Consider the following 17,992-nt stretch of genomic DNA (forward strand, 5'->3'; position numbering starts at 1 on the left):
AAAGCCGCCCGCGCTTTCCTCCTTGTCAGATTTATCGCCGCTGCAGCTCACGCTGACAGCAGCCACAAACCTTAGACAAAGTGTGAATTCGCCGCAACTGCACCAATGTCCGCATTTAAGTTTATCTTTCCGCAATCTTACCAAATTAACGATTTGGCAGATGCCTAGACGTACGTACCTGATATGAAACCAACCTCGGGAGCGCGATTGAATCTCACTACTTAGTTCGCGGCAAGCCGCTCAAATAACTGGGCCGTTGCTTCATCTATCGGGTAGTAGAGTTCGATCTTCAAATCGTCCAAGAACAAGTCTTGGGGTGTCCCAAACTGTGAGATTGTTGCAAACATCGAAAGCCGCTGATCTCCCATCTTCAGAATCGTCGGCATGACTGGACTGGAGGCTGGTTCATGTGAGGCAGCTGCAGCCGTCAAATATCGGATCGCTTCTGTAAACTCTGGAATGCCGCCTTGTGCGGCGCTTTCGGTGCGCAGGCGAAGTGATGCCTGATGCGCTACTTCAGGCCAATTCTCGACGACCTGTTGCAGTATGTCCGACATCATCAGATCCAAAAGACTTCCACCAACACCAACGCCGAAAGGCGCGAACAGCGCGATTGCTGCTGGATTTGCCTGACGGATGGTCCAGCGGCGATCAACAGCCAAACCCGGGTATGGCATGTGACGGTCCAATTGGCGCGAAACAGCGCTCCGGATCGGTGCCATCGCCTCATCATTCCAGTCCCGCGCATCGTACCGAACGGCAAAACCGGCATCGGTCAGCATTTGGTTGCGCGCATCCAGCGGTAGTTCCAGCGCTTCTCCCAATCGCACGACCATCTCTCGGCTCGGCCGTGCGCGCCCGGTCTCTAAGAATGACAAATGCCGAGCGGAAATATCAGCCTGCATCGCAAGCTCAAGCTGGCTGTACCGCCTCGCTGCACGCCAAGTCTTAAGTGTCGTGGAGAAGTCGTTCATGGCTCTTCATACCGCAATCATATCAACTGCGCACTTACCTCCAAGGTAATTGCGAGTATGGCGCTGACTTCGCTACGACGTCCTTGTCTTATTCAGGAGGAGCCCGTCATGGCGTCGCATTCAGCACATAAGCGATGGCTCAAAATATCTGCGTTGGTCATCGGTTTCTTCGGCCCTGCGCTGACCCTCGGAACAATTCCAGCGACCAATGAGCTTGCACGCCTTGGTCTCGATATCTTGACCTGGCCGGTAGATGGATTTCCCTCCTATAGCTCCGAGGAAATTCGGTTCCTCTCAGCGTTGACCGGTGGGTTCCTTGTGGGCTGGGGTGTCACCATCTGGATGCTATCCTCGTTGGTTTATGACACGGCACCTGAAGCGGTGCGAAGATCGGTGCTGTACGGTGCTCTCGCGTGGTTCTTTGTGGACAGCTTCGGCTCGATCACATCGGGACATTGGCCGAACGCGCTTTGGAACGTACTTGTCCTCTTGATGGTCGTTGGCCCGATGTGGCGGCCCGCGGACCCGACAAGCCTTAACCGAGAAGGAATACACTCATGACCGGACTTCGCTATACCCTCATTGCCATGACGGTCCTGATCGTTGTGTTCACCGCAGCAGCAATTGCCAATGGCGGTATCAACTTGATCACGCCGTTCCTGATGCCGATCCTTGCGCTCAGTTGGCAAGGCCAGTTCAATATCGACTTCGCCTGTTACCTTGTTCTGTCAGGCATCTGGATGGCGTGGCGGGGTGGCTTCAGCGGTGGCAGCATAGCTCTTGGAATGCTAGCGCCACCGCTCGGTATTTTGTTCTTCGCGCCCTATCTGATTTATCTGGCAGGCAAGTCGAACGGCGATCCACGCCGGCTTCTATTGGGCGTGCATGCCTGAATGCTCGGAAAAGCGACGTTGCAGGACAAGGAATTCAGTTGCAGCGAATGTACCAATTGTCACAAATTCGTAGCGATTTGACGCTATCGCCTACGTCGATGCAGATCGCGCAGCGTTATCCCGTCTATGATCGCAACCATTGCCTCGTCCACGCGACGTTGTTCAGTCGAGGCTGTCTTTGCCGAGAAGACGTGGTTGGTGAACATCCGCTTCTTTCCAGCAGTAAGCTTGTCCCATTGCGCCGAAGCAGTATCGTCTGAGTTCAACGCAGCCGTCAAAGCGGCAGGCACATTCACGTAATCCTGATCATCGATCCGGAACCGCATTTCGACCTCGTCGCCGACATCAAGCCCAGTGTTGGCCTTGATGTCGGGCGAGAGAATGAAGTAGCGCCGTCCGTCGCCCACCGGCATCCATGCACCACGTACCGGCACATCCGCAATCTCACCTTCGACCCGAAGTCGCGGATATGTCTTGAATGGAAGTTCGGTTTCGAAACGTGGTGGCATGAACAACACCTTGTAGGTGATTATTCGCGACTTCCCGACACCATGAAGTGCAATCTCGCCGACGAAGTCGTGGGTGAAGTAACTCATGCCCGGATCACGCCGCCTGCTTGTTATGTTCGTAAGGGTTCACGCCTTGAGGCGGCCGTCCGACAGGCGCCCCATTGACATCGCGATGCGGTGGCTCCGAGAAGGCTTTAAGCCCGGCCAGGTCTTTGCGGTGCATCTCTCGCGTCCACTTTGTAAGACCTGCGAACTTCCAAATCGCGTTGAAAGGGCGCGGCAGCTCATTGACGAAGTGGGCAAGGACGCGGGTACGTTCTTCGCCCTCGGAACGAAGTTCGAACGTAAGTTTCGGCTTATGTGGAGGTCCAGGGCCAACAAGAGTGAGGACGACTTCTTCGTTCTCTTTCAGACGCACAACTTCCTGATACCCGACCCGTTTGCCTTTGGTGAAGAACACCGTCTTCGCGCCTGTTTCGCCGTCCGCGCCTTCGACAGTACAGGTTGATTTGGTCTCTTTCGGCCAAGCCGACCAACGCATCAGGTGCTCTTGAAGGCGTATATCATCATAGACGTCGCTAATGCGCGCATCGACCGTGATCTCTTCGGTGTACTCCACTTTTGTGGGCGCGGCTGCGGACAAAAGGGCAATAAGGGCGACCAGCCCTAGCAGGACATAAAGCGCGATTTCCATCTAAGTCTCCACGGTTCTTGCGTTCAAGTTTCACTTGGGCGATGATCTATGTCAAGTAACTTGATTGTCAAGCTAAATGGATCATACCGATGCCATCTATCGAAGAGACGACGCCTCGAGACCTCGTCGCGGCGTGCCGTAGATTGTATGCGAGCATTGACCGCCTCGACACCAAGGCTGCTAATACAGTCGGGGTCAGCCGAAACGATTTGCGGTGTTTGAACATTCTTGCCGATGCGCCGGTTAAGCCGAGCACAATCGCAGCCGAGTTGGGCTTAACCACCGGGTCCGTTACGACCTTGCTCGACCGATTGGAGAAAGCAAACCTGGCGACGCGCGAACGTGATCCGGACGACCGGCGCGGGATCATCGTCCATCCGACACCGTACCTCTTCGAAACCCTTGGGCCGATCTATTCCGGCGTCGCGAGAGAAATCGAGCGTATCGCAGCCGAATATTCTTCGGCTGAACGAAAAGCAGCTGTGAAGCATCTCGATGACGCCTCTTCTGCATATGAAGTCGTTACATCCACTGGAGATGAATAGCGGTCATCCGCGCTGATGCAGCATTTGGTAGGTCTGGGCTCCTTACCGCCGTTAGATCGTTCGCAGCATTTTGCCAGCCGGGTGCCGATACCCTGGCAGTTGGCGGCCCAAACCAGCCGTTCATCGCGAGATAAGTTGCCGCATTGCAGCTTCCCCAAAGCGGAAGTTGATCGATTGCGCAGCATTTCCAACATTAACGTACACTCATTGGATAAAACGAACTCGTGCAAGCGCAGCTTCAACTATTGCCACGCGACCTTACTTGCTCCGGGTTCGGCGCTTTTGCACCTGTTAATCGCCACCACTTCGGCGCTTCGCAACGTCTGACAGACCCCGGGCCAACAGGTCGAATACGATACGGATGCGGCGGCTGGTCTGTAACTCCCGGTGAGTGACAAGCCAGACAGGGAACTCCAGAGAAGGGAAGCCCGGTAGAACCTTCTCGACGGCAGGCTCGGCGTCACCGAGGGCTTCAGGCTGCATGGAAACGCCGTAGCCCGCTTTCAACAACTCCCACGCCACGATGCCGTTCGCGCTCGACATGACGAAGCTCTCCGGGCGGACGGGTACGCCCATGTTGTGCAGCGGGGCCATCAGGCGTTCCGGATCGGCATTGCCGACGAAATCATGGTCGGCAATGTCGCGGGCCGTGCGCGGGCGGCCCGCCCTGTTGAGATAGTCCGACGCGGCATAGAGGTTGGCGCGAAAGTCGCCCAAGTGCCGTGCGATCAGGTCTGGCTGATCTGGGCGGACGTGGCGTATCGCGATGTCCGCCTCGCGCTGCGTCAAATTCTGCATCTCACTCGACGCAAGAATGCGGACGCGGATGCCCGGCGCCATCTGTCTCAACGGCTTGAGCACGCCCGGCAGGATCGCTGCTGACAAGAGGTCCGTTCCCGTGACCGTGACCTCTCCGGTGACATCCTGAGATTTACCGTCGGCCACCATCGAGATGAGCGTCGCAGCCTCGCCCATCGTGCGCATGTGATCAATCAGGTCGCGCCCTGCTTCCGTCAAAGTAAGACCACGGACGCTGCGTTCTACCAGCGTGACGCCAAGTGCCTCCTCCAACGCACCGATCTGCCGTCCTATCGTCGGCTGCGTTGTCTTCAGTACGCGCGCCGCGCCGCTGAACGAGCCTTCCTCCGCTGTCGCGAGGAAGGCGCGCACCTGGTTCCAGTCGAAGGAGACGGCCTGCCAGTTCATATACCAGCGTATAGCAGATGGACGAATTTAGGCAATCGACCTTTCATGAGCGCATGGATGATACCGGCTGCGAAACGAGATCGGCCCGGTCTCGGCAACCGAAAGCGACACAATGTATTCCCCAGTTTCTTACGACTGGCCCATCCGCGCTGCTTCAAACCTGAAGTGCAACACGCAAAGGAAACCGACATGACTGCCCAAGCCTTCTGGGACCGGCATGCGCCCAAGTACGCAAAAAAGCCCATCGCCGATGTCACCGCCTACGAAGAAAAGCTGGAATGCGTCACTGCGCTTCTTCGATCGACCGATCGCGTTCTTGAAATCGGCTGCGGGACAGGCGGCACGGCGAGTAAGATCGCGCCTGTCGTCGCTCATGTGACCGCAACCGACCTCTCTGCCGAGATGATCCGGATCGCCCGGTCACGATCAGGCGGAGATGCCGCGGGAACACCAGAATTTCTTCAGGCGGAGGCGGCGCAACACATTCCTGGCCAACCGTTCGAGGTCATTTGCGCGTTCAGCCTGCTTCACCTGGTGGATGACATACCCACCGTGCTGGATGCAGCATTCCACCAAATGAAACCCGGCGGTCACTTCATATCAAAAACGGTTTGTCTGAAGGACGCGCCGCGCTGGATGCGAGCCATGGTTCGCGTGCTCATGGCCGTGCGGATCGCGCCTAATGTGATCATCTTGAGTCGCGCTGAATTGACGCGGCACCTGATCCGGGCCGGGTTCAAAATCGAGCAGACGCGGTACTTCGGAAAGAACCGACTGAGCCCCTTTATCGTCGCGCGCAAGCCCGCCTGAGGCAGACCGCACCTTATTCTGAGAGACCGAAGCATGCACTTAATCAGCCGTCGCGAATGGGCGTTTCTTGCCCTCGTGTTCCTCTACTCTTTCATTCCGGCAGTCGTCGGGCTGGTCCGGCTTCCGGAACTTCTCGGCGCTCCGGCGATCATCCCGCCGAACCCGCGTGCGGTGATCGATCCCCTCCCGATCACATTGCATATCCTCGGCAGTTCAGTTTTCTGCCTTGTGGGGGCTGTGCAGTTCCTGCCGAGCCTGAGGCGCTACCGCCCCGCCCTGCACAGGACCCTCGGGCGGATCGTGGCGGCAGCGGGATGCGTCAGCGCACTCACCGGTCTCTGGATGACCGTGGCCTATGCATTTCCCGACGCCCTGCAGGGACCACTGCTTTATGGGGCGAGGGTCACGCTTAGCCTCTCGATGGTCGCTCTCATCGCATGGGCTGTTGTCGCGATCCGGTCGCGAGACGTCGCCGCGCACCGCGCCGCGATGCTGCGCGCCTATGCCCTCGGCCAAGGGGCCTCAACGCAGACCGCGCTCTTTCTCGTCGCAATTGCCCTCTTTGACACCGAACTGCAGGGATTTTCGCGAGACCTCCTGATGGTTGGGGCGTGGGCCATCAACCTTGCGATTGCGGAACTCCTGATCCGCCGCGCCTTTGCGGCGCGCACATCCGGTGCCGTGATCTGAACTCGGCCGTGTTCCCGGCCTGATACCGGCCAACTCCAGAAACAAAGAAAGAAGACACCGAAATGAGACGGCTCGATCCCCATATTCTTCTGTCGGCCCTATGGCTGTTCATACTGCTCAACATCATCTTTCGCGACATTCACCAGTTTGTCCTCGCGTCCCATATCGAGATGCTGCTGACAGGCCATTACAACGGCATCGAGATCACCGAAGGGCTGATGCTTCTGGGCGGTTTCCTCGTCCAAGTGCCGATTGCGATGGTGCTCTTTTCGTTCCTGCTAACCCGCAGGATCGGTCGCCCTGTCACCTTTCTTGCAGCGATCATCACGACGGGTACGCTCCTTTCCTCGCCCCCCACCGACATGGATGACACCTTTCACCTCGTCATCGAGATCGCGGCTCTAATGGCAATTCTCTGGACCGCATGGATGTGGCCCGAGCACGAACACACCGCGCCGCAATCCGACGCAAGTTCTCCGTAAAAAACGTACGCGCACCGCAGACACGATGAATGAATAATAGGACCAAATAGATGTTGGCAGAAACGCCTTTAGACGATGCGGTTGATCTTTATGACAAGCTCGCACCTCGATACGACAAACTTCATCATCGCTGGCTGCGTCATGCAGGCGGCGAGGCGCAGGCCGCCCTGGAAGGTCTGGTGCGTGCACTTGCGACGCCAAATTCGAGTTTTTTGGATGCTGGCTGCGGCACCGGCAACCTGGCACGTAGATTAATTGCCGAGGGCATGCCGCCGAATTTGATGACCCTTCTCGACCCGTCTGTGGCCATGCTTGCGCGCTGCGCCGACATTCCTGTGCCAAAGATACAAGGACGGTTGGAGTCCTTGCCGTTTGAGGATGGCACCTTCGATCTTGTGACGTGTGCTTGGGCTCTGGAAACCGTCCCCGATCCCTATCTGGCTTTGACTGAGCTTTGCAGGGTTGTTCGAGCCGGCGGCGCGCTTTGTCTCGCGTTTTGCGCGGATGAGCCTGCCCGTGGCCTTGCCGACAGCCTAATGCGCCAGGCGCTTTTGTTTCGCGGGACCGGCCGGTTTATGTCCCGCTCCCGATTGATGCAGGCAATCGAGCGTTTCGAAAATTTTGAAGTGCGGGCAATTCCGAGCCATGGTCCGGCCTCGACCTTACTTGCAAGGCGGTCTGGCACAGCAACCCAGGCGTCTTGGTAGCCGAGCGTAGAGTTGAAAGTGACGCCCACAGAATCACGGAGAGCAAGCATGATCGGATATGTTACCCTCGGAACCAACAACTTCGAGACCGCGCTGGAATTCTACGATGCCTTGTTTTCGAGTGTGGGTGCAAGCCGCCTTTGGAAACACGGCGACATGGCGGCATGGAGGCGCTCGCGGGCCGAACCTGCGTTATGCCTTGCTTGTCCATTCAATGGGGAACCTGCAAGCGTTGGAAACGGGGTGATGGTCGCTTTGAAAATGACCAACAGAAAAGCTGTCGATACGATTCACGCCAAGTGCCTCGAACTTGGCGGAACAGATGAGGGACCCCTCGGCACACGCGGAGATCATGGTTTCTACGGAGGGTATATCCGAGATCTGGATGGCAACACACTGAATGCGTATGTCCCGGCGTGACGCTAGGCAAAGAGTTGGCTGTTGAAATTTCGCGTTCAGAGGACAATGAGCGACGAGCACATCGAAAGACGCCGCAATGAGATCTGAAATAAAATTCGTCCGATTGTCGGAAATCGACCCAGCCGAAATCTTGGCGCACATGTCCGACCCTCGTGTGGCCGAGCATATGCCGCTTCTGAAATTTACTTGGAATGCCGAGATAGTGGCGCGGTTTGTCGCCAAAAAGGAAGAGTGTTGGCGCCGTGATGGACTTGGACATTGGGCATTTTTGTCCGATGACCGATATGTCGGCTGGGGTGGATTTCAAAAAGAAGGAGTCGAGTGGGATTTCGGACTGGTCTTGCGGCCCGACATGTTTGGCCTCGGGCCGCGCATCTCGCGAAAGGCGATCGACTTTGCGATTTCCGATGAACGCATCCCGTATGTAACCTTCCTTTTACCACCGTCACGCACGAACCTGCGGGCACTCGACAGACTTGGTGCTTGGCGGGTTGGCGAAGTCGATTATGACGGGGCGACCTTCCTCAAATATCAACTCGTGACCGAGTGACGGCACTATCCAATCTTTGGCCATCCGACAGCTTCAGTATATATCGAAGCTCGCGGCCCATAAGAGACATTCATCGCAGTCACTGGTACCGCAGTGCGGCTTCACCAGACCGGCCATTCGCTGCGGGTGCAAATCCCTGAACTGTTAACTAACCGTCTGCGGACTTTGCTGCAGATGAATTCTGCTGCGTGGAGGATCCCTTTACGCGATCACCTGTCACACCCATTGTGACGTCGCCACATCTCTGGGTCACGACCGTCAGGGATCTGTGCGCAAGGATCGTTGGTGTAGCCTCTTAGGTCGTTGTATCTTGCAATTTGGTGGGGGCTCAGAATGTCCAGCGTCTCAAGATGACGCGACAAGTGTACAAATCGGAGATTGCTGCGCGCTTGACCGGCCGCATTGACCAAAGTCTCTAACTTGGCGGCATTGACCCCTCCGTTTGAGAAGGCCGTATCCAAAGCGCGTTCTGCTGCGATGAAAACCGCTCCCGCGGCTACGGCTTCGGCTTGTATTGCCCCGAAGATGTCCTCTACGCGCTCGCGCTGCTCCGATGACAAGCTCAATTGTTCAGCAAGCTTTAAAACGTGGGCTGGCCCCGGGTGCCCGTTCAGCTCGGCCGCCAATGCCAACCCCCATCCGCGTCCGGCTTCGAGTTCAGAAATATCACTTTCTGACAGGGTTGCGATGTCCCGGGATTCCATCCCCGCGTACGGTGTATGGCTGTCATCGGCAAGAACGGGGATGCTCAACACTGACGCCGCAAACCCAATAAAGATGTGTCTTCTCATGATCAGTTACCTTTTTCATAGGCTTCTCATGGCGAACGCCGCTCACACATGATTATGATCATGTCATGGACGATTTTCTGAAAGCGCTTTTTGACGATGGGGAACCAATGGAGATGGATGCCGGCGCTTATCTGTTCCATGCGGGTGACCCGGTGCGCTTTGTGCATCTCGTTGAAAACGGGGGCATCCACCTGGAACGGACGCAGATCAGTGGCCAAGTCACGTGTTTTCAAAGAGCGCGTCCGGGTGACATCCTCGCGGAAGCGTCAATCTATGCAGTAGCCTATCACTGCGATGCGAAGGTTGTCGAACCGGCGCGCCTGAGAAAGCTTCGCGTTGAGCGTCTGATGGAAACTCTGGAGGTTGATCCAGAGACATCAATAGCTTGGGCTACACATTTGGCTCGGACCGTGCAGACGACCCGCCTCCTTGCAGAGATCAGAGGGTTGAAGACAGTCCGACAACGTCTCGATGCCTGGATTGATCATGGCGGTGCACTGCCCGCGAAGGGGCATTGGCAAACATTGGCGCAAGAATTGGCGGTCACGCCTGAGGCGCTCTATCGAGAAATCGCCCAACGCCGCAGCGTCGGACTTTCCAAAAACCGAAAAAGCTAATGCTGCGCTTGATCCTGCGCCGTGACTTGCGCTTGGTGCGCACGTTCCCGCTCCGGCCACTGCGTCTTGATCCATTCGAGGACGTCGCGCAGTTCATCCTCGGAATAGGTATCTCCGAAGCCCGGCATGTTGCTTTCGTAGCCTCTGCCGACAACGGCGGCCGTGCCACGCATGGTGATGTCCAAAAGCACCCGGTCGGGGTGGTGCCATGTATGCCCGGAGGCATCATGGGGTGGTGCGGGCAGCCTGCCATCCGCTCCGGGGGACCGCCAGTTTGGCTCGCCCTGCAGATTTGCACCATGGCACGCGGCACAAGCCTCTGCGTAAATCTTTTCACCGCGGGCAAGGTTCGGTTGATAGCTCACCAGAAGGGGTCGCGACCCGCCGTTCAGGAACACTCCAGCAAGCGCCGCAACCAACACGACAGCACCGGACAACATGATCCATTTCCTCATTCAGCGAAGACCTCCCACTGCGTTGCCGGTTTTATCCGTGCAGGCGCGGCGTTCATGCCGTGCCTTCCGATCGCGTTTCAAACTCTGACTTTCATTTAGATGGGGCCTCCAGTTAGTAGATGATCAAGCGGAAATTTGCTATTGACCTTCCGGTTACTGGAGGCTGCACAACCATATTCCAACGGTCTCTGCACCATGAATTTCGGCCAAGTCCCGCGTCAGCGATCTGCCTGTACATATGATCGCCGCTGTCATGCCCAGTTGAAAAGGAAGCTTCAAAAATGAGATGCCTACTCACGACCATTGCCATCCTCCTATCTCTGAGCGGGGCGGCTGTCGCGCATTCCGAAAAGCAGGGCACGACACCGGTCGACGGCGCACAACTGACCGAAACGCCCGAGATGATCCACATGGTTTTCGCCGACCCGATGCGCATCACCATGGTGCGACTGGTCAACGCGGAAGGCTCTGAGATGCCTATGGCGCGTGAAACCGGGCTGGAGCCAACACTTGAGTTCCATGCAGAGCCGGAACCACTCGCACAGGGGAATTACACCGTGGAGTGGCGCGGTCTGGCCTCTGACGGTCATGCGATGCAAGGTAGTTTCTCCTTCGAACTGGCTGACTGACCCGCGGTGCTGGTAACTCTCGCCACTGTCGACACCGTCACATGGCTGTCGATCATCGTGAAGGCTTTTGCCTATGCGGCAACGCTTTTTGCTGTCGGCAGTGTATTGGTGGTCGTCTCCTTGCAGGGCGTGAGTGAGCGCGGACGCGCAGCGCTGCGTCGAACTGCGGTTCTTTCGGCGCTTGCAGCAGCCGTCTTTACCGGGCTGCGGCTTCCTGTGCGGGCCAGCTTCCTTATGGGCAGCACATGGGACGGCGCGGTAGAGCCCATGATCCTTGGAATGGTGGCTGAGAGCCCCCTTGGAACAAGTGCAGCTGTGCGCCTTGCGGGGCTTGCGCTCATTTTCTGTATCCTGTGGCGGGCGCGGGCTGGCCGGATCCTCGCAGTTGTGGGCGCATGTCTTGCGTCCGGCTCCTTTGCGCTCCGCGGTCACGCGCTCGGCGAGCCGCAGATGATGCTTGGCGCGCTCATCACCTTGCACATACTGTGCCTCGCTTTCTGGGTCGGTGCCTTCGCGCCGCTCGTGCGTGCGACACGGCGCGACCCACCCGCAATCGCGGGAGCCTTAGCACATGAGTTCGGTCGCCGGGCGCTGTGGGTTGTCGGCCTGCTCGTCGTCGCGGGTGGGCTGGCCCTTGTGCTTCTGGGTGCTGCGACACCATCCGCTCTCTTCAGCCCTTACGGCCAGATGTTTGCGATCAAGCTCGTTCTCTTTGCGGGTGTCCTGACTCTGGCCGCGGTAAACAAACTGAAACTGACACCTGCGCTTTTGGCATCGACGCCGGGCACGCGCAGGCGGTTCCGCCGATCAATTGGTTTTGAAGTGGCGCTCGTGGCAGGTATCCTTGTCACGACGGCAGCGCTCACCACTGTCTCATCGCCACCCGGCGACGGAGAGAGCGAACAGGCATCATTGGGTACGCGACCGGCTGCGTCGGCGCGTCACACGTTTGGAGACGCTTCATGACACGACTGAACCGCAGGCAGTTCCATCGGTCACTCTTGGCGTCTGCAGCCGCTGCATCTTTGCCAAGCTTTGCGCGTGCAGAAGCCACGCCAATCCTCAACGCGCGGGTGAGCAGCGCGCGGCTTGCACCAGCCAAGTATCCGGAGACGCGCATTTGGGGGTATGATGGCCTGACGCCCGGCCCGCTCCTGCGCGCGCGTCAGGGGCAGCGGATGACACGGCTATTCCGGAATGACCTTCCGCAGGCGTCATCGGTCCACTGGCACGGCATCCGCATCGAAAACGCCATGGACGGTGTGGCTGGCATGACGCAGTCTGCTGTCGAGCCGGGTGCAGACTTTCTTTACGACTTCGCGCTGCCCGACGCTGGCACCTACTGGTATCACCCACACGACCGCACCTATGAGCAGATGGCGCGTGGCCTTTACGGTGCCTTGATTGTCGATGAGGCCACAGGCGCGCCGGAGGTCGATCTTGACGAGGTGCTATTACTCGACGACTGGCGCCTGACGGATGAGGCCCAGATCGCCGAGGGTTTCGGGAACATGCACGATTGGTCCCATGGCGGACGGATCGGCAACTGGATCACGGTGAATGGCGATGGGGCCTGGGCGCGAGACGTGCCCCGGCATTCACGGATGCGTCTTCGTCTGGTCAACACAGCAAATGCGCGGATTTTCTCGCTCGATACGAAGGGCTTGGAAGGCTGGGTCGTGGCACTTGATGGCATGCCGCTGGAGGCACCGCAGCCATTGGGAGACTTCGTTCTTGCGCCAGCGCAGCGGGCAGACCTGATTGTCGATGTGATTGCGGATGAGGGAGAGGAAGCATTCCTTGTGAGCGTTGAGCGCGACGGCGGCTACGCTATCGCGGCATTCCCGGTCGGGGGCGCTGTCCGACAGAAGCGCTTGGCCGAACCGACCGCTCTCCCGCCAAATCCGGTTCCCGCTCTCGGAGATCTAGGAACCGCCCGACACGCTGAACTGCGAATGGAAGGCGGCGCAATGGGTGGCATGCGCGGCGCGATGATAGGCGGTCAGATGATGGACATGCGCGACATGGCTGCTCAGGGCAAAGTCTGGGCCTTCAACGGCATGGCGGATATGGGCGACACCCCTTTGATCGACGCCAGCCTTGGTGAAACCGTGCGGATCAGCATGACCAACGACACCGCCTGGCCACACGGGATGCATTTGCACGGGCATCACTTTCGACAGATCGCTGCAGACGGCACCCTTGGCCCATTGCGTGACACGGTTTTGATGACCCGCGGCGAAATGGTCGAGATCGCCTTCGTTGCAGACAACCCCGGTGACTGGCTCTTGCATTGCCATATGCTGGAACATGCCGCTGGCGGGATGATGACCTGGCTGCGCGTCTCATAACGCACAGCCCGAAGAACAACCTAGATGGGAGATACACCACATGGACCGCAGAGACTTTATCCTCATCAGCCTTGCCTCTGGCTTGAGCGCCGCGTCTATCGCTCGACCCGCGCTCGCAACTTCAGGCGGACTGGAAGTCTTTAAAACACCGACATGCGGCTGTTGCTCGGCCTGGGTCGAGCACATGGCCCGCGCAGGTTTCAATGTCACCGCCAGCGACGTCGATCAGGAAACGCTTTGGGATATGAAGGATCGCGCAGGCGCTACACCCGCGCTGAGCTCATGCCATACCGCCTTCATCGACGGTTACTTCTTGGAAGGCCACGTGCCTGCCGGAGACGTCCAGCGGTTGCTTATGGAGCGCCCGGATGCGCTCGGCCTGACGGTGCCCGGCATGCCGATTGGTTCACCGGGCATGGAAATGGGCGACCAGCGCGACGCCTACGACACTTTGCTGGTTTTGCGTGATGGCTCAATCGACGTCTTTGAGAGCCATGCGTAAATTGGTGCGATATGGGACGGAGGAGACTGAATTCTCAGGTTTCCGCTCTTCTAGTCGAGTTGCCGCGGTCTGAGGCGACATGGGCAGTCCAATACCCGCATTCGTCACATTACTGCGGTTTCTGCGGTTTACACGAAGTGCAGCATTTCGGAGATTGGGCGCTCAATTGACCTCGGAGGCAGCGCAGCCTTCTGTGTTATGATGTCCGCGTCAACGTCGGGTTGTCGTTTTGGGAGGGCGTGGCGGATCGGAGGATCAGTCATGGAAACACCAAACTTACCCGCCATTCGTGCGCTTCGACCAGCCTGGAACAAAGGACGCATCGTCGGTCAGAAACGACCATTGAAACCAAAGCATGTCTGGGCAATCCGGGTGCGACTCGAACTGGCCGAGAACCACCGTGATCTCGCACTCTTCAATATGGCCATCGATAGCAAATTGCGCGGATGTGACCTGGTGAAGATGAAAGTCGTCGACGTCATGGCGTCTGGTCAAATCAAAGAGCGGGCGTCGGTTTTGCAAAGCAAAACACAGAAACCGGTACGCTTCGAAATTTCTGAAGGCACACGTGCCTCCGTAGAGAAATGGATGGAAGATGAACTCATGGTCGGCTCGGAGTACCTGTGGCCGGGTCGGTTCCACGAGCGCCTGCACATCTCAACCCGGCAGTATGCACGGATTGTCCGCGACTGGGTCACGTCAATCGGCTTGGAAGCAACAGCATATGGAACCCATTCGATGCGCAGGACCAAGGTGACTCAAATCTATAAGAAGACGGGCAATTTGCGCGCAGTTCAGCTTTTACTGGGACACACCAAGATGGACAGCACCGTTCGATATCTCGGCGTTGAACTTGAGGACGCTTTGGCCATTGCGGAGGCTATTGAAATCTAAACATATGGGCCGCTTTCAATGGCGGCCCATTGCTGACCTTCGACCTTGGATCGCGACGCTGCGGTCCATCCCATTGAAACCGCCATTCGCCGCAACAGCGAAATCTGAGTTGGTTCAAACTCACAGATGGTTCGCGATGTATAAGTTCGGCGAGCTATTGATATCGCGCTTGCAGCGAATGGTCGCAAAACGGCAGCCGATTGGAGCGGTTTGGACAACGCTTGAGTCTACACGCGGGCTTCCGGAACGCCGCGTGGAGCCAAATAAAACCTTTTTTGATTAACGTGCTGCATAGATGGTGTGATCCACCAAAGCCGACATCCATGCGTCTTGTACCATCGGTTACTCTGGGCTCTTCACGGTCATCATCTGAAAAGCGGCTATGCCGGCTGACAACTAGGCTTTAAGCAAAGTGACGGCCCATATCCACTGTCGGCGCAATGCGTCACTTCGGCAACCTTGAGACAGAACCAACCAAAATTACTGCCGGCCCAGCTAAACGAACCGCCGGTGAGCCAATAATGAGATCAGCTCTCTCTACTTTACAGTTCTGCGCGGTGCCTTTGAACGCGAACTGGTCGCGACATAGGATTGATACTCCGAAAAAGGCATCGGCTTGCCAAAGAAGTATCCTTGAGCCTCGGCCATGCGGTGGGTTTTGAGAAACCTCAGATGCTGGTCCGTTTCGACACCTTCGCAGAGCAAGGTCATCCCAAGACCGCAGCACAGGTCACTAACCGCAGTCAGGATTGCTTCGGCGGCTGGATCGGTTTGCAGACCAAGCAGGAAAGACTTGTCAACCTTGAGCTTCTCGATCGGAAGTTGTGAGATATATCCCAACGAGGAATACCCCGTTCCGAAATCATCTAGCGCCCAGCAGACACCGCGAAACTGAATGTCGCGCATCTTCTCTACGAGCTCTCCTGTACTGTCGAACAAGACGGTCTCTGTGAGTTCAAGGCAGAGGCGGGACGCTGGAAATTTGGTCTCCTGCAACAGAGCGCTGATATCGCTGACGATGTTGTCTGCCGTCATCTGGATGCCCGATACATTGACGGCAACGCCCAGGGGGGACGGCAGCGTCATGGTATCACGGATTGCCTTATCCAGAACCCACGCCCCCAACTCGTTTATGAAACCCGTTGACTCTGCGATCTCGATAAACTCATCGGGGTAGATCTGTCCAATCGTATCGGAGTCCCAACGCAAGAGCGCTTCGGAGCCTATGAGCTCAAGATCTTCGACGCGGTGCTGCGGCTGATACCACACCTCGAACTCTTCACGGTCCAGCGCGCGCCCCATCGCGCGCTCTATCGCTCTCGATCTGAACTGTTTCTTTGAAAGCGTCGGGCTATACGCCCGGGGTGCGTCATCTCCGGCCAGTTTGGCGGCATCTAGTGCCTCCTCGGCCTGGGAAAGCGCTTGAGCCGCCGAAAAGTCACTGCTTGGATCAATGATGGAGTATCCCAGCCTCACGCCAACCCGAGCGTTTGCATTCTCAAGCTCGTAAGGCATGGCGACCATGTCGCTCAGGTTATGCGCGAGATCCGAGGTATCTGTCCTCTCTGCGGTATTTTCCGTAAAACAGGCGAAAGTGTCGCCGCCAAGTCGTGCGACAGCGGAAATGTCCAGCTGCGCATTCTCTACACGTTTGACAATATGCTGAAGAAGAGCATCCCCGATATCCCGGCCCAAAACAACATTCACGGTTTTGAATCGGCTCAGGTTGAACACAAAGATCCCAAAGGGTTCTCCAGCCTCGGCTCGAAGCGTGATAAACTCCAGAAATACGCTGCGCCTGAGCGCTCCAGTGAGCGTATCGTAGCTCGACAGATAGGCAATGTCGCGCTTTTGCTTATTGATCGTCGTGACGTCTCGGATGGATAGGGTGGCGATCCGAACCGTTCGCTCATTGTTTCGATCGAAGGTCACTGTCTTTGACGGTGTCACCGTGTACTCAAGGTGAAACACGGCGTCGTCTTTGGCGACTTCATAGCTCCGCAACTCTCCGCCATCGCCCGTCCGCATAGCATCAAGGGCATCGTTTCTGAGCCTGGCGGGAAGCGAAAGGTCGTCCGCAGCACTACAGCTAAAAAGACGGGCGGCGGACTCACTGTGCATCTGAACACGGCCCGTCTCGTCAAGAATTGCAATCGCATCGAAACTGTCGTCAAACACCTGCTTCAGCAAGGCCGAGGTGTTGGCAACCTCCTGCCGTTGCCGGGCAATGGTTTCCCTGTTGAGCTTAAGCCACCAAAGCAGCGACCAGCTGCAAAAGACGAGCAGTCCGGGGTAAAGCGGTGCCGTCGGGATCACGACGGCATGCCGCGCGAAGGCTGCGAAAGCCACAGCCTCGCTCAGGGAGAGCGCGAGGCCAGCGGCGGACAGCAGAACCGTCGGTTTTTGAAACGCTTTTGTCTGAAGCAGGAGCACAAGCGCGAACAGAGTACACAAGACCCACGTTCGCGCGACAGTAGTTGGAACGATGCCAGCAGCCAGCGTTTCAGCCGCCAGGACATGCACCAGCGGTCCCGGGATGACCCCATGAACGGGAACGACAAAAAGATCACCCAATTCGATGGCGGAGGCCCCAACGATGATCGATCGCCCGGCGACGATGTCTGGTTCGAACCTGCCTTCCGCAACGTCGACGGCAGAGAGGATCGGGACGCTACCGGGCTGCGTAGCGAAGTTGATTGGAAAGCTGCCGGTTTGTTCCAGAAAGGTACCGGTCAGCAAGGCGGCCGCCGAGGGGATGTACTCTCCTGCAATCACCTCGCCGTAGGGATAGAAGCGAACGGCACCATGTGCGTCGCTGAAAACGTTGACGAGGGCTGGCCAGCTTCTCTCGGCAAAAGCCTGCATCGGCCAGTTCATCGCCGGTTCACTACTTGCCGTGCGATCGAGCTGTTGAAAAACCGGCAGATAAGCGTTCCCTGATCGGTCAAGAGCCCCCGCAAACGCAGCATCACCGGCAGCGTCAGCAGAAAAGGCAAAGTCGATGTCGAAAAAGACATCGAGCGCGCCTGCTGTGGTGAGATTGTCGAGTATATCGGCGTGGATCTGACGGGACCAAGGCCAGCTACCCACGGCATGGATGGAATGTGCATCGATTGCCACAAACACGAAGTCGCCCGAGGCGCTACGGTCTAGCAAACCTGTTCTGAGATCTTCGACCCATTCATTCAACCCACGGAAAACGTCGCCGCGGTCAGCAAGGAGTACCGCGGCGACGACGAGATGCGCAACCAGCAGATGGCGCACTACCTGCAA

General features: G+C 57.4%; 23 protein-coding genes. 16 read left to right on the forward strand and 7 right to left on the reverse strand.

All coding sequences use genetic code 11. The features are described from left to right. Positions 1–187, forward strand: a 187-nt coding sequence (locus tag Q1A53_RS21405; RefSeq protein ID WP_299970733.1) for a hypothetical protein, incomplete at its 5' end; no start/stop codon positions are given. 34 nt (positions 188–221) lie between these two features. On the opposite strand, the gene Q1A53_RS21410 is transcribed toward Q1A53_RS21405, so the two are convergent. After that, positions 222–974, reverse strand: a complete 753-nt coding sequence (locus tag Q1A53_RS21410; RefSeq protein ID WP_299970737.1) for a helix-turn-helix transcriptional regulator — start codon at positions 972–974, stop codon at positions 222–224. A 108-nt stretch (positions 975–1,082) separates the two neighbouring features. On the opposite strand from Q1A53_RS21410, the gene Q1A53_RS21415 reads away from it, so the two are divergent. Beyond that, positions 1,083–1,535: a hypothetical protein gene (locus Q1A53_RS21415; protein WP_299970739.1), complete on the forward strand. Its 453-nt coding sequence runs from the start codon at positions 1,083–1,085 to the stop codon at positions 1,533–1,535. After that, entirely contained in the window at positions 1,532–1,867 is a 336-nt protein-coding gene (locus tag Q1A53_RS21420) for a hypothetical protein (RefSeq protein WP_299970742.1), read from the forward strand. Before Q1A53_RS21415 ends, Q1A53_RS21420 begins: the two co-directional genes overlap by 4 nt. An 83-nt stretch (positions 1,868–1,950) precedes the next feature. On the opposite strand, the gene Q1A53_RS21425 is transcribed toward Q1A53_RS21420, so the two are convergent. Next, positions 1,951–2,463 (reverse strand): YdeI/OmpD-associated family protein, encoded by a 513-nt coding sequence (locus tag Q1A53_RS21425; protein ID WP_299970745.1) that lies wholly within the window; start codon positions 2,461–2,463, stop codon positions 1,951–1,953. Between the two features lie 7 nt (positions 2,464–2,470). Further along, entirely contained in the window at positions 2,471–3,070 is a 600-nt protein-coding gene (locus Q1A53_RS21430; protein ID WP_299970748.1) for an SRPBCC domain-containing protein, read from the reverse strand. Positions 3,071–3,159: 89 nt separating this feature from the next. Here Q1A53_RS21430 and Q1A53_RS21435 point away from each other — a divergent pair, with 89 nt between their 5' ends. Further along, positions 3,160–3,615, forward strand: coding sequence for a MarR family transcriptional regulator (locus Q1A53_RS21435; RefSeq protein ID WP_299970751.1), 456 nt, complete (start codon positions 3,160–3,162; stop codon positions 3,613–3,615). A gap of 291 nt (positions 3,616–3,906) precedes the next feature. Here the strand turns inward: Q1A53_RS21435 and Q1A53_RS21440 are convergent, their stop codons facing one another. Beyond that, positions 3,907–4,821, reverse strand: a complete 915-nt coding sequence (locus Q1A53_RS21440) for a LysR family transcriptional regulator (protein WP_299970754.1) — start codon at positions 4,819–4,821, stop codon at positions 3,907–3,909. A 189-nt stretch (positions 4,822–5,010) separates the two neighbouring features. Between Q1A53_RS21440 and Q1A53_RS21445 the strand changes: the two genes are divergently transcribed. The 6 genes from Q1A53_RS21445 (at position 5,011) to Q1A53_RS21470 (ending at position 8,480) form a co-directional block, all read left to right on the forward strand. Then, on the forward strand, positions 5,011–5,631 hold the full coding sequence (locus tag Q1A53_RS21445; RefSeq protein ID WP_299970757.1) for a class I SAM-dependent methyltransferase: 621 nt from the start codon (positions 5,011–5,013) through the stop codon (positions 5,629–5,631). 33 nt (positions 5,632–5,664) lie between these two features. Beyond that, positions 5,665–6,321, forward strand: coding sequence for a DUF2306 domain-containing protein (locus Q1A53_RS21450; RefSeq protein WP_299970759.1), 657 nt, complete (start codon positions 5,665–5,667; stop codon positions 6,319–6,321). A gap of 62 nt (positions 6,322–6,383) precedes the next feature. Then, the gene (locus Q1A53_RS21455) at positions 6,384–6,803 is read left to right on the forward strand and encodes a DUF6326 family protein (RefSeq protein WP_299970762.1); all 420 of its coding nucleotides are present in this window, start codon (positions 6,384–6,386) and stop codon (positions 6,801–6,803) included. 50 nt (positions 6,804–6,853) lie between these two features. Then, on the forward strand, positions 6,854–7,510 hold the full coding sequence (locus tag Q1A53_RS21460; RefSeq protein WP_299970765.1) for a methyltransferase domain-containing protein: 657 nt from the start codon (positions 6,854–6,856) through the stop codon (positions 7,508–7,510). A gap of 48 nt (positions 7,511–7,558) precedes the next feature. Then, on the forward strand, positions 7,559–7,930 hold the full coding sequence (locus tag Q1A53_RS21465; protein WP_299970768.1) for a VOC family protein: 372 nt from the start codon (positions 7,559–7,561) through the stop codon (positions 7,928–7,930). A 76-nt stretch (positions 7,931–8,006) separates the two neighbouring features. Further along, positions 8,007–8,480, forward strand: a complete 474-nt coding sequence (locus Q1A53_RS21470; RefSeq protein WP_299970771.1) for a GNAT family N-acetyltransferase — start codon at positions 8,007–8,009, stop codon at positions 8,478–8,480. Positions 8,481–8,689: 209 nt separating this feature from the next. Here the strand turns inward: Q1A53_RS21470 and Q1A53_RS21475 are convergent, their stop codons facing one another. Beyond that, positions 8,690–9,271 carry a periplasmic heavy metal sensor gene (locus Q1A53_RS21475; protein ID WP_299970773.1) on the reverse strand — a complete coding sequence of 194 codons (582 nt, stop codon included), beginning with the start codon at positions 9,269–9,271 and terminating at the stop codon, positions 8,690–8,692. A 65-nt stretch (positions 9,272–9,336) separates the two neighbouring features. Here Q1A53_RS21475 and Q1A53_RS21480 point away from each other — a divergent pair, with 65 nt between their 5' ends. Further along, on the forward strand, positions 9,337–9,888 hold the full coding sequence (locus Q1A53_RS21480) for a Crp/Fnr family transcriptional regulator (protein ID WP_299970777.1): 552 nt from the start codon (positions 9,337–9,339) through the stop codon (positions 9,886–9,888). On the opposite strand, the gene Q1A53_RS21485 is transcribed toward Q1A53_RS21480, so the two are convergent. Beyond that, positions 9,885–10,343, reverse strand: coding sequence for a c-type cytochrome (locus Q1A53_RS21485; RefSeq protein WP_299970780.1), 459 nt, complete (start codon positions 10,341–10,343; stop codon positions 9,885–9,887). The genes Q1A53_RS21480 and Q1A53_RS21485 overlap by 4 nt on opposite strands. 281 nt (positions 10,344–10,624) lie before the next feature. Here Q1A53_RS21485 and Q1A53_RS21490 point away from each other — a divergent pair, with 281 nt between their 5' ends. From Q1A53_RS21490 to Q1A53_RS21510, 5 genes are all read left to right on the forward strand, one after another. Continuing rightward, positions 10,625–10,972 carry a copper resistance CopC family protein gene (locus tag Q1A53_RS21490; protein WP_299970783.1) on the forward strand — a complete coding sequence of 116 codons (348 nt, stop codon included), beginning with the start codon at positions 10,625–10,627 and terminating at the stop codon, positions 10,970–10,972. 6 nt (positions 10,973–10,978) lie between these two features. After that, on the forward strand, positions 10,979–11,938 hold the full coding sequence (locus Q1A53_RS21495; protein ID WP_299970785.1) for a CopD family protein: 960 nt from the start codon (positions 10,979–10,981) through the stop codon (positions 11,936–11,938). Continuing rightward, positions 11,935–13,323 (forward strand): multicopper oxidase family protein, encoded by a 1,389-nt coding sequence (locus tag Q1A53_RS21500; RefSeq protein WP_299970788.1) that lies wholly within the window; start codon positions 11,935–11,937, stop codon positions 13,321–13,323. Before Q1A53_RS21495 ends, Q1A53_RS21500 begins: the two co-directional genes overlap by 4 nt. 40 nt (positions 13,324–13,363) lie before the next feature. Next, complete coding sequence (locus tag Q1A53_RS21505) at positions 13,364–13,825, forward strand: DUF411 domain-containing protein (RefSeq protein WP_299970790.1); 462 nt, start codon at positions 13,364–13,366, stop codon at positions 13,823–13,825. 261 nt (positions 13,826–14,086) lie between these two features. After that, positions 14,087–14,719, forward strand: a complete 633-nt coding sequence (locus Q1A53_RS21510; RefSeq protein ID WP_037306600.1) for a tyrosine-type recombinase/integrase — start codon at positions 14,087–14,089, stop codon at positions 14,717–14,719. Between the two features lie 537 nt (positions 14,720–15,256). Here the strand turns inward: Q1A53_RS21510 and Q1A53_RS21515 are convergent. Beyond that, positions 15,257–17,983 (reverse strand): EAL domain-containing protein, encoded by a 2,727-nt coding sequence (locus Q1A53_RS21515; protein ID WP_299970799.1) that lies wholly within the window; start codon positions 17,981–17,983, stop codon positions 15,257–15,259. Positions 17,984–17,992 lie beyond the last annotated feature (9 nt).

Origin of the sequence: uncultured Roseobacter sp. (genome assembly GCF_947496515.1) — a bacterium.
Lineage (GTDB): Bacteria > Pseudomonadota > Alphaproteobacteria > Rhodobacterales > Rhodobacteraceae > Roseobacter.